Origin of the sequence: Streptomyces sp. NPDC059455 (assembly GCF_042750115.1) — a bacterium.
GTDB classification, from domain to species: domain Bacteria; phylum Actinomycetota; class Actinomycetes; order Streptomycetales; family Streptomycetaceae; genus Streptomyces; species Streptomyces endocoffeicus.
This window is the reverse complement of sequence record NZ_JBHYVB010000249.1, coordinates 3,530-14,874: the sequence shown is the minus strand read 5'-3', so window position 1 is coordinate 14,874 and position 11,345 is coordinate 3,530. Positions and strand designations below refer to the sequence as shown.

Annotated in this window: 10 protein-coding genes; 1 reads left to right on the top strand and 9 read right to left on the bottom strand. The window is 71.6% G+C overall.

Annotation, left to right across the window (positions count from 1 at the left end; all coding sequences use genetic code 11):
- Positions 1–88: 88 nt before the first annotated feature.
- Complete coding sequence (locus ACFXB5_RS47175; protein ID WP_385220503.1) at positions 89–877, bottom strand: LuxR family transcriptional regulator; 789 nt, start codon at positions 875–877, stop codon at positions 89–91.
- Between the two features lie 98 nt (positions 878–975).
- Positions 976–1,791: a DNA-binding response regulator gene (locus ACFXB5_RS47170; RefSeq protein ID WP_385220500.1), complete on the bottom strand. Its 816-nt coding sequence runs from the start codon at positions 1,789–1,791 to the stop codon at positions 976–978.
- Positions 1,792–2,470: 679 nt separating this feature from the next.
- Between ACFXB5_RS47170 and ACFXB5_RS47165 the strand changes: the two genes are divergently transcribed.
- A complete protein-coding gene (locus tag ACFXB5_RS47165) occupies positions 2,471–3,418 on the top strand; it encodes a hypothetical protein (RefSeq protein WP_385220498.1) in 948 nt (315 codons plus the stop codon).
- 44 nt (positions 3,419–3,462) lie between these two features.
- On the opposite strand, the gene ACFXB5_RS47160 is transcribed toward ACFXB5_RS47165, so the two are convergent.
- From ACFXB5_RS47160 to ACFXB5_RS47130, 7 genes are all read right to left on the bottom strand, one after another.
- Complete coding sequence (locus ACFXB5_RS47160; RefSeq protein ID WP_385220496.1) at positions 3,463–4,806, bottom strand: class I SAM-dependent RNA methyltransferase; 1,344 nt, start codon at positions 4,804–4,806, stop codon at positions 3,463–3,465.
- A gap of 159 nt (positions 4,807–4,965) precedes the next feature.
- Positions 4,966–7,050, bottom strand: a complete 2,085-nt coding sequence (locus tag ACFXB5_RS47155) for an APC family permease (protein ID WP_385220493.1) — start codon at positions 7,048–7,050, stop codon at positions 4,966–4,968.
- Between the two features lie 88 nt (positions 7,051–7,138).
- Entirely contained in the window at positions 7,139–8,257 is a 1,119-nt protein-coding gene (locus ACFXB5_RS47150; RefSeq protein WP_385220490.1) for a cytochrome P450, read from the bottom strand.
- Entirely contained in the window at positions 8,239–9,711 is a 1,473-nt protein-coding gene (locus tag ACFXB5_RS47145; RefSeq protein WP_385220487.1) for a cytochrome P450, read from the bottom strand. The genes ACFXB5_RS47150 and ACFXB5_RS47145 overlap by 19 nt, the downstream gene beginning before the upstream one ends.
- Positions 9,708–10,319, bottom strand: coding sequence for an ATP/GTP-binding protein (locus ACFXB5_RS47140; protein ID WP_385220484.1), 612 nt, complete (start codon positions 10,317–10,319; stop codon positions 9,708–9,710). The genes ACFXB5_RS47145 and ACFXB5_RS47140 overlap by 4 nt, the downstream gene beginning before the upstream one ends.
- Positions 10,297–10,653 (bottom strand): DUF742 domain-containing protein, encoded by a 357-nt coding sequence (locus ACFXB5_RS47135; protein ID WP_037962352.1) that lies wholly within the window; start codon positions 10,651–10,653, stop codon positions 10,297–10,299. Before ACFXB5_RS47135 ends, ACFXB5_RS47140 begins: the two co-directional genes overlap by 23 nt.
- Positions 10,650–11,078, bottom strand: a complete 429-nt coding sequence (locus ACFXB5_RS47130; RefSeq protein ID WP_037962350.1) for a roadblock/LC7 domain-containing protein — start codon at positions 11,076–11,078, stop codon at positions 10,650–10,652. The genes ACFXB5_RS47135 and ACFXB5_RS47130 overlap by 4 nt, the downstream gene beginning before the upstream one ends.
- Positions 11,079–11,345 lie beyond the last annotated feature (267 nt).

Genomic DNA, 11,345 nt, shown 5'->3' with positions numbered 1-11,345 from the left:
GTCCGGGGCCTGGGGCGGAGCCCCAGTTGTGGGAAGGGGCGGGGAGGGGAACAGCCCGCCGCAGGCGGCGAGACCCGCCGAACGCCCCCTAGCCGCGGCCATTCGGCTCCGCCCCCGGCGTGGGCGGGAGAAGGCCAAGCTCGGCGGCGCGAACCCCGGCCTGGAACCGGGAGTTGGCGCCGAGCTGGGACATGATGTCGGCCACATAGCGCCGGTAGGTGCGCACCGAGACGGTGAGTTCGCGGGCCGCGACCTCGTCGGTGACCCCGGCCTGGAGGTACCTCAGGATGCGGCGGGCGAACGCCGCCCGCGTACGGTCCCCGAAGACGAACCGCTCCCCGGCCCGGAAGGCGTCCTTCCAGATGGACTCGAAGAGCATCCGCAGCGAGTGCAGCAGCTCCGCCACCCGGATCACCGACGCCCGCCGCCCCGCCGCCGACTCGGCCACCACCAGCGCCACGCTGTCGTCCACGATGAGCGCCTGGAGCGGCGGCATATGGGCCACCCGGATGGCCACGGCCCGCTCCCGGCCCAGCTGTTCGCGGACGAAGTCGTCGTCCAGCAGCGTGGGCGTGGTCAGCAGCCGGATCGCCACGCCCTCATGGGCGCCGTAGAGCAGGTCCCGCTCGACCTGGTCGCTGCGCCGCCGCAGCCGGTCCGCCCGGGACGGCCGTCGTGCGTGGATGATGTCGATGCTGGTCCGCGCCTCCTTGACCAGGCCCTCGGCCGTCTCCAGCACCGCGTCGTAGGTGTCGTCGACCCCGATGATGAGCTGCTCCTGGGAGCTGCGGTCCCGGTGCAGCGCGACCATCGACTCGATGCGCGCCTTCGCTTCCAGCAGGGCCTTTTCGAGTTCGTCCTCTCGCGAGCCGGACATGCCAACCATCCCCCTGAAGATATGGCTGAAGTTATGGATCGGCGGGCCGCCGCGATCCCCCGTGACGGCCCGGTCCCGACAGCGTTGTGTCGTCGCCCTCAGTCGGCGAGCAGGCCGAGCTCGACCGCGCGCGCCCCGGCCTGGAAGCGCGAGCTGGCGTCCAGCTCCCGCATGATCTCCGCGACATGTCGGCGGTAGGTGCGCAGCGACACATTGATCGCCCGCGCCGCGGTCTCATCGGTGTGACCGGCGCGCAGGGCCTCCAGAACGGTGCGGGCGAACTCCGTGCGCAGCCTCGGCCCGAGCCCGAGGTGGTCCGCCAGCTTGCGGCCCCGGGACCAGGCACCGGCGAAGAGGAGCTCCAGGGCCCGTACGGCGCCGAGGTCGTTGACGACGGCCACCTGCCCCTCCGGCCCCTGCCCCGCCGACCCCTGCCCCTCCGGCTCCTGGACCTGCGTCTGCACCAGCGCCGAGGCGCCGTCGACCACCACGATGCCGCGCAACTCGCTCTGCGAGACGCGCACTTCGGGACGGACTCGGGTCAGCGGGCGCAGCCGCTCGGCCACGCCCTCCGCGGCCGGCACATTGCACAGCACCCGGACCACGGCCCGGCTCGGGGTGCGGTCCAGCTCCTCGATCACGGCGTTCTCGAAGGCGCCCGCGCGGGTGAGGGTCACGGCCACCGAGTAGCGGGCGCCGCCGATGAGCGGGGCGAGGGAGTCGCCGAGCCGGGCGCCGTCGGTGCGCACCACCGGAGAGGGCGTGGTCAGTCTGCGCGAGTGCAGCAGAACCGTGGACTCGATCAGCTTGCGCGCCTGTAACAGCGCCTGTTCCAGATGAGACGCGTGGTCGTCGGACCGCTCCGTCGTCTCGTCGGCACCCCGTGGATCAACACCACGTGGATCAATTGCCACACCCATCCCGAATCCCCCGTCGATTGGCATGCACCGGTTCTTCGCCATCCACCGAGCCCTGAGAATTCACCCGAGCGGAATGGCACCGTGCGTAGCAGTGTATTGGACACTAGATTGAGCGAACAGATTGGGTCAACCGCAAGCGAGTCAAGGCGCTCACCGGCCAAAGAACAAGTAAACGACCGTTTTCAGTGAGGCGTGCACCCATGCGCCGCTACTGTCAGGTTGCTGCGCACCGACCCCCTAAACGGAATCGCTTCCCCTCCTTTTCGCGCCAATGCGCATGCACACGATCACGCTTCGCCACACCAGTGACCTCTTGAGGCCAACGCCGCTCCCCCTCAGGCACCTTGCTGCCTACGGTGATCACGTGATGGCACGGCCTCGCGGGCCGCTTCAGCACCTTACGCCACAGTAGTCGCCAATGACCACATCCGCATCAGGCATTTTGGCCTGCGCTATCGACTGAAAAGCGCCATGAATTGCCTCCGTCTTTGTTGAGCGATAAAGAATTCAACTGTGCCAGGGGAATGAATTCGGCCATGCTTTGCGCTCCTCGCCCGTCCTGCCGGGGAACGAATCCCGCTCCCCCGCACGGCGGAGCCGGATGGTCCCGGAGAGGGACGCGGCCCCCGGCACCGAGCGCGAAGATGATCGCAACGCACAGAAGGAGAGCTCGATGGACCGGTGGGACCGGATGGGGCGGCTGGCCGCGTACGGGGGCGCCGCCGCCATGGCCCCCTATGCCGTGATCAAAGTGTCGTGGGTGGTCGGCTCACTGCTCGGACTGGCGCCCGTCGGGGCCGGGTTCGGGCTCGCCGAATGGGTGGTGCTCAACACCGTGACGGTCGGCATGGCGGTCATCGGGATCGCTCTGGGACTGGCGCTGGCCCGGCCGTGGGGGATGCGGCTGCCCGGGGTGCCCCTGGTCTTCTGCGCCTGGGTCGGCGCGGGGTTCCTGGTCTCGATGCTGCCGTACGCGGTGGCCGACTCGCTGGTGTCGGAGCCGGACACCTCCGGGTCCGGGAGCGACAGCGACCCGCAGATGCCCGGCTGGGAGGCCGCCCTGATCCAGTTCGGCTTCATCGGCATGGGCCTGGGCCTCACCCTCGCGCTCCCCGCCTATCTGCGCAGGCGCTGGCCGGAAGCGTTCACCGGCCGGACCGGCGGGCCCTCACCGCTCGGCCGGGCGGCCGTGGCGCTCGGCGCCGCCGTCGGCCTGATGTGGCTGTACTGGGCGGCGGGCGGCACCGCGGGCCTCGCTCACCCCGACGAGGGCCGCACCACCTGGCGCCTGCTGTGCGGGATCTGCGGCACCTGGGCGCTGGTCGCCGCGTTCGCCGTGGCCCGCCCGGGGCGCGAGGGCCCCGGGCGACTCCCCCGCTGGCTGCCGTCGGTCCTCGGCTGGCTCGGCTCGGGCTCGCTCTTCGCGTGGAGCGGCTGGAAGCTGCCGTTCACCCTGTACGTCGCGATCGCCTCGCCCTCCGACGTCGTCCTCCCGGAGCGGCTGGGCCTCGCGATCACCCTCCACCTGTGCGCCGTTGTGGCGGGCGCCGCGATGATGTGGACCCTCACCCGCGCCCCGTCCCGGACCACCCCGGGCATGGCCACGGCCCCACCCGCCTGACGCCGCCAGACGCCAACGGCCGTGCGGGGCCGGAGACTTCCGCCTCAGCCCTCCTCGCGCACGGGCTCCAGCACCGCCACGCACTCCACATGGTGGGTCACCGGGAAGAGGTCGAAGGCGCGGGTCCGGCGCGGGGCGTAGCCCGCCTCGCGGAAGTACTTGAGGTCGCGGGCGAGGGCCGCCGGGTCGCACGCGACGTAGGCGATGCGGCGGGCGCCCAGGGCCGCGAGGCGGGTGACCGTCTCCTTGCCCGCACCCGCTCGGGGCGGGTCCAGGACGATCAGGTCGGCATCGGTGATCCCGGTGCGGGGCAGCACCTGCTCGACCTTGCCGTGCTCGACGCGGACGCGCTCCAGGTCCTGGAGGTTGTGCCGGGCGTCCTCGACCGCGCGCTTGCTCGACTCGATGCCCAGCACCGCGCCGCGCTCCCCCACCCGCTCGGCGATCGCGCCCGCGAAGAGGCCGACGCCGCAGTACAGATCGAGGGCCATCTCGCCCTTACGGGGCATCAGACCCTGCATCACGGCCTCGACGAGGACGTCCGCCGCCTTCGAGTGGACCTGCCAGAAGCCGCCCTCGCCGACCCGCCAGGTGCGGCCCGCCGCGCGCTCGCGGACGAAGGGGCGGCCGTGGACGCGGTGCACCAGACGGGTCCGCTCCCGGCCGCGGGACTCGCTGACCCGCAGCACGGAGACCGGCCGGTCCAGCTCCACGATCGGCAGCCGGGCGCCGGGGCGCGGGGTGAGGACCACCTGCCGGTCGGAGGAGCCGGTGGCGGCGATGGCCTCCACGGTGGCGATCTGGGGCCATTCGCGCTTCTCGACGCCGAGTTCGGTGACGCCGGGGGCGGCGATCAGACAGTGGTCGACCGGCTCGACCTCGTGCGAGCGGTGGCGGCGCAGCCCGGGGCGGCCCTGCTCGTCCACCGCGTACTGCACCCGGGTGCGCCAGGCCGGGACCTCGCCGCGGGCCACCTTGTCGCCGGGCGCGGGTTCGACCGTGCCGTCCCAGCCCGCCTCTTCGGGGGTGAGCCCGGCCAGCCGGGCCAGCTGCTCGGTGATCACGTCGGCCTTGAGCCTGCGCTGGGCGCCGGGGGCGGCGTGCTGCCAGTCGCAGCCGCCGCACTTGCCGGGCCCGGCGAACGGGCACGGCGCCTCGACCCGGTCCTTGGAGGCGTCCAGCACCCGCACCGCGTCGGCGCGCAGGAAGCGCGCGCCCTCCTCGCCCTCGGTCACCCGGGCGACGACCCGCTCGCCGGGCAGGGCGTGCCGGACGAACAGCACCTGGCCCTCGGCGGTCCGGGCGATGCAGTGGCCGCCGTGCGCCACCGGGCCGACCTCGACCTCGTACTCCTCGCCGACCAGCGATGCCTTGGGTTCACTTTGCATGGCGGGCTCAGGCTCCAGAAGGGGTGAGGGGGCGCGGTGGAACAACAGCCCACCAGTCTACGTCGCGCCGGACCTCACCCCGTCAACGCCCGGATCCCCGGATCCCCGGATCCCCGGATCACCGGATCACCGGATCCCTCGGTCCCTGGGCCCCTGGGTCTAGCGACCCGTGGTGACGCCCGGCTTCTCGCCCTTCGGCTTCTCGCCCTTCTCCCGCTTGGGCGGGATCACCGGGCCGCGCCGCACCGCGCCCGGCGCGCTCCACTCGGCCCGCTTGCGGGCCCGCTTGCGGGCCAGCTCGGAGGAGTCCAGCTGCCACGGCACGGAGGTCACCATGACGCCCGGGGTGAACAGCAGCCGCCCCTTGAGCCGCAGCGCGCTCTGGTTGTGCAGCAGATGCTCGTACCAGTGGCCGACCACGTACTCGGGGATGAAGACGGAGACCACATCGCGCGGGCTCTCCCGGCGCAGGCTCTTGACGTAGTCGATGACCGGCCGGGTGATCTCGCGGTAGGGCGAGTCGAGGATCTTGAGCGGCACGTCTATGCCGCGCTCGTGCCATACCTCCTGCAGCGCCTTGGTCTCGGCGGGGTCCACATTGATGCTCAGCGCCTCCAGCCGGTGGGAGCGCATCAGCTTGGCGTAGGCCAGAGCGCGCAGCGTCGGCTTGTGGATCTTGGAGACCAGGACGATGGAGTGCACCCGGGAGGGGCGCACCTCCTCCTCGTCGAGCTGTTCGGTGGCCGCCGCCAGTTCCTCGGAGACACCGTCGTAGTGGCGCCTGATGGCCGTCATGGTGACGTAGAAGATGACCATGCCGAGCAGGGCGACCCAGGCGCCGTGGGTGAACTTCGTCAGCAGCACCACGACCAGCACCAGGCCGGTGAAGAAGGCCCCGAAGGTGTTGATCGCGCGGGCGCGGATCATGCGGCGGCGGTTGTTGGGGTTCCGCTCGGTGGCCAGATGGCGGTTCCAGTGCCGCACCATGCCGGTCTGGCTGAGGGTGAACGAGACGAAGACACCGACGATGTAGAGCTGGATCAGCCGGGTGGAGTCGGCCCCGTAGAGGTAGACCAGGACCGCGGCGGCCGAGGCCAGCAGCACGATGCCGTTGGAGAAGGCGAGCCGGTCGCCGCGGGTGTGCAGCTGGCGGGGCAGATAGCGGTCCTGGGCCAGGATCGAGCCGAGCAGCGGGAAGCCGTTGTACGCGGTGTTGGCGGCCAGGAACAGCACCAGCGCGGTGGCCGCGGCCAGCACCACGAAGAAGAACGAGCCGTCGCCGAAGACCGCGGCCGCGACCTGCGAGATCACCGGGTTCTGGGTGTAGTCGCCGCCGAGCGGTACCCCGTTCTTCAGCAGGTCTTGCGCGGGGTTCTCGGCCATCTTGACGTTGGTGACCAGGGCGAGGGTGATGATGCCGACGAACATGGCCACGGCGAGGCCACCCATCAACGCCAGCGTCGTGGCCGCGTTACGGCTCTTGGGCTTGCGGAAGGCGGGCACGCCGTTGCTGATCGCCTCGACGCCGGTCAGGGCGGCACAGCCGTCGGAGAACGCGCGCAGCAGCAGGAAGATCAGCGCGAAGCCGGCCAGCCCGGTCTGCTCGGCGTGGACCTCGAAGCCCGCGGTGGGGGCCTTCATGTCGTCGCCCAGGACCAGCCCGCGGTAGCCACCCCAGAGGATCATCGCGAAGACGCCGCCGACGAAGACGTAGGTGGGGATCGCGAAGAGCTTGCCCGACTCCCGTACGCCCCGCAGGTTCATGAGCGTCAGCAGCAGGATGATCCCGACCGCGCAGAGCGTCTTGTTCTCGACGAAGAAGGGGACGGCCGAGCCGAGGTTCTCCACGCCTGAGGAGATCGACACCGCCACCGTGAGGACGTAGTCGACCAGCAGGGCGCTGGCGACGGTCAACCCGGCCTTGGGGCCGAGGTTGGTGGTGGCGACCTCGTAGTCACCGCCTCCGCTGGGGTACGCGTGGACGTTCTGGCGGTACGAGGCGACCACCGTGAACATCAGCACGACGATGGCGATCGTGATCCACGGGCTGTAGTGGTAGGCCGACGCACCCGCCACGGACAGAACGATCATCACCTGCCCCGGCGCGTACGCGACGGAGGACAGGGGGTCGGAGGCGAAGACGGGGAGCGCGATGCGTTTCGGGAGGAGGGTCTCCCCCAGCTTGTCGCTGCGCAGCGCCCGCCCGATCAGGATCCGTTTCGGGAGGTCGGTCAGTTTGGACACGCTGAGGATCGTAAGGGGTAGCCCGGGCCCCCGCCCACCCGCCCACCCCTGGGAAAAGGGGCGGGCGGGAGCACGGGCCCCCGGGCGGTCAGACCAGTCGCGCGGGCAGGGTGCGGTGGCCGTTGGAAATGAAGGACTCCACCGGCTCCAGCGGGTCCTGTCCGGACGCGAGTGTGAGCCCGGGGAAGCGGTCGAAGAGCGCCGGGAGCGCGATCGCGGCCTCCAGCCGCCCCAGCGGGGCGCCGAGGCACAGATGGACGCCGTGGCCGAACGCCAGATGGCTCTTGAGCTGCCGGGTGACGTCGAAGGCGTCCGCGTCCCCGCCGTGCACCTCCGGGTCGCGTCCGGCGGCCGCGTAGGCGGCCAGGATGGCGTCGCCCTTGCGCAGCACCACGCCGCCGTCCAGCTCGATGTCCTCCACGGCGTAGCGCAGCGGCAGGTTGGCGACCGGGGCGGAGTGCCGCAGTGTCTCCTCGATCACATCGTCCCAGGTGGCCCGGCCCGCCCGGACGTGCTCGAGCTGCTCGGGCCGGGTGAGCAGCGCGTGGATGGCGTTGTCCAGGAGGTTGACCGTGGTCTCGTGACCGGCCGAGAGGAACAGGGCGAGGGTGTCGGTGAGCTCCTTCTCGCTGAGCCTGGAGTCGCTCTCCTCCTCCCGCACCGCGATCAGCCCGCTGGTCAGGTCGTCGCCGGGCTTCTCGCGCTTGGTGGCCACCAGCTCGCCGAGGACGGCGTACATCTCGCCGTAGGTGGCGGTGACCTCGTCCGCGGAGGCGGAGGTGTGGAAGATGCTGTCCACGACCCGGCGCATCCGCTCGCGCAGGTTCTCGTCCTCGAGCCCGAACAGCTCGGAGATCACCTGGATGGGCAGCGGGTACGCGTACCCCTCGCGCAGGTCGACCACCTCGCCCGGCCCGGCGGCGGCCAGGTCGTCCAGGAGCCTGGCGCAGATCTCCTCGATGCGCGGCCGCAGGGCGGAGGTGCGCCGGGCGGTGAACGCCTTGGAGACCAGGGTGCGCAGCCGCCGGTGCTCACCGCCGTAGGCCGTGAACATGTTCTCCACGGCGACCCAGGTGATCAGCGGCCACTCGGGCGAGATCTCACCGTTGTTCCACGCGCGCCAGTGCTGCCGGGGGTCCTTGGAGACCCGGGGGTCGGTCAGCAGCTGTTTGAGCGTGCGCTGGCGGGTTATTGCCCACGCCACCACGCCGTCAGGAAGCTCAACAAGCGTCGCCTCGCCGCCCGCTGCGACTCGGGCTGCCTCTCCGACGATGTCTCGGCCGGCGGGGTCGAGGACGATGGGACGGGGTTCCACTGGCTGCCTCCAGGGCTCTCGTCGATTGGGGCCGACTTGGACACGGACGCCGCGAACGGCTCGGCCTGAGCCGCCGCCTGGGCGGGGAAGCGCACCGGCAGGGCGGTCAGGGCGCGGTGGAAGGGTCCGGTCCGCCAGGTCAGCTGCTCGGCGGGGACCGCCAGTTCCATGTCCGGGAGGCGGTCCAGGAGCCGCTCGATGGCCACGGAGGCGATCACCCGGGCGGGCCGCTCGGCGGGGCAGCGGTGGGCGCCCGCGCTCCAGGCCAGGTGGGCCCGGTTGCCGGAGCGGCGGTCGGAGGCCAGGGCGGCCTCGTGGTTGGCCGCCGCGTAGCTGATCAGCACCGGGTCGCCCTTGCGCAGCCGTACGCCCGCCACCTCGCAGTCGTACCGGGGGAAGCGGGTGCCGTAGTTGGCCATCGGCGGATCGTTCCAGAGCACCTCGTCCAGGGCGTCCTGGACGGGCATACTGCCGCCGGACAGCTCACCGGCGAAGCGGTCGTCCGACAGCAGCAGCCGCAGCGCGTTGGTGATCAGGTTCTGCTCGGGGTCGGTACCGGCCGCCATCATCAGGATGATCTGCTGCATCAGCTCGTCGTCGGAGAGCTGCGAGGGATGCGCGATCAGCCAGGAGGTGACGTCGGCGGCGAGGTGCTCGCGCTTCTCCGCCACCAGGCCGGAGATCCACCGGAGCAGTTCGTCGTTGGCGGCCGCCGCGTCCTCGCCGCTGTCGAAGAGCCTCATCATGGTCTCGACCAGCTTCGGCCCGTCCGCCGGGCGGGCGCCGAAGAGCTGGTTGAAGACCAGCAGCGGGAGCACCGACGCGTACTCGGTGATCAGATCGGCCTGGCCCCGGGAGGCGAAGGCGTCGATCAGCGTCTCCGCGCTGCGCTCGACGTACTCGCTGAGGGCGTGCGGATCCACCCGGTCCAGGCTGTCGGTGACCGCCCCGCGCAGCCGGGCGTGCGCCTCCCCGTCGCTGAACAGCGCGTTCGGCCGGTACATCATCATCGGCGCGACCGGGTTGTCCGGCCCCACGGTGCCGTCCTGCACCGCCCGCCAGCCGCGCGGGTCCTTGGCGAACCGCTCGGTGTCGCGCAGGATCTCCAGGCCGAGCTGATAGCTGGTGACCAGCGAGGCGTGCACCCCCGGCGACAGCTCGACCGGTGCGATCGGCCCGAAGGTGGCGCGCATCCGCGCATAGGCGCCGTGCGGGTCGTCGGCGAACTCGGGACCGTACATCGGTACGGCCGCGCGGGACCCGGTGGCGCCCCCGGCCTCGGTGGGGGCGGCGTGCGCGGGGCAGCCGGGCGGCGGAACGGGCCCGGCGGCTGGACTGGTGGTCACACAATCTCCTGAGAACTACGGGGCTGGCGGGCCTGTAGGTACTGGACGAGGGCGATCAGCGCGTGGGTGGAGGAGATCCGGTCCCGGGCGTCGCAGGTCACCAGGGGCGTCTCGGGAAGCAGATCGAGGGCCTCCCGGACCTCCGGCTCGGCGAAGCGGGGAGCGCCCTCGAAGTGGTTGACGGCGACGGCGTACGGCAGTCCGTGCTCCTCCAGGACGGCCATCACCGGGAAGGACTGCTCCAGCCGCCGGGTGTCGGCCAGCACCACCGCGCCCAGCGCCCCGAGCGTCATGTCCCGCCACAGCCGGGTGAAGCGCTGCTGCCCCGGTGTGCCGAACAGATAGAGCACCAGGGACTCGCTGAGGGTGAGCCGGCCGAAGTCCATGGCGACCGTGGTGGTCGTCTTGTCCTCGGTGCCCCGCAGATCGTCGGTGAGCGCACCGGCCTCGGTCATCGTCTCCTCGGTGCGCAGCGGCCGGATCTCGGACAGCGAGCTCACGTAGGTCGTCTTGCCGACGGCGAAGTGCCCGACGACCAGGATCTTCGCCGCCACCCGCACCGTGGCCGGGAGGTAGGCCGCCTGGTCAGAGACGAGCGCGGAGTCCATCGAGCACCTCCTGGAGCAGCTGGACCTCGGGGAGCTCGGCGGGCGGGATGGGGGCCCGCGCGCTGATGTGGCCGCTGTCCACGAGGTCGCCGAGCAGGACCTTGGTGACGCTGACGGGCAGCTCCAGATACCCGGCGACCTCGGCCACCGAGAGCGCCCCGCCCAGACACAGCTCCATGACCCGCCGCTTCTCCGGGCTGAGCCCGGTGAGCGGCCGGTCGGGGTGGGCCATGACCAGGGTCACCAGGTCGAAGGTGTTACGAGTCGGGTAGGCACGGCCGTCGGTCACGACATACGGCCGTACCAATCCTCGTTCGCGCCTCCCAGGGCTCATGCGTGACTGCCGATCCCCTGCCGCGGGAGGCCCTGCCGCGGCGGGCTGGTGAGCTCCTTGCCCAGCCGGTCGACGAGTTTCTGCATCCGGTAGCTGACCGCCTCCATGTCCACGGCCTCGGTGGCCGAGACCGCCAGATACGCACCGGGCCCGGCGGCGATCAGGAAGACGTACCCGCCGACGAACTCGACGAGCGTCTGCTGCCAGGGCGTCTCGTGCGGATCACAGAACTCGGAGGTGGAGCGGCTGATCGACTGCAGCCCGGAGAGTGCGGCGGCCTGGCGTTCGGCCTCGTCGCGCGCGATGCCCTGGGAGTGTGCCCGGAGCATCCCGTCCGCGGAGAGCAGGATCGCGTGCCGCGCCTCCGGCATCTTGACGACCTCGTCGAGCATCCAGCCGAGCTCGTTGTTGAGATGGTCGTTCATGCCTGGCGATTCCCTTCGTCATGGTGAGCGGCGGAGTCCTGGGTGGCGGAACGGCCGGAGCGGGTGCCGCGGGCGAACGCGCCCATCCGCGAAGCGGTTTCCTTCGCCGACCGCGCACGGAACGCGCCCGTGTCGGGGTCGGGGGGGGCGGGGGGGCCCGCGCCCGGGGGGCGGGGGGCCGGCCCGGGGGGGGGGGGGGGCGCCCCCCCGGGGGGGGGGGGGGGGGCCCCCCCCCCGGGGGCGGGGCGGGGGCGGTATAAACAAAAA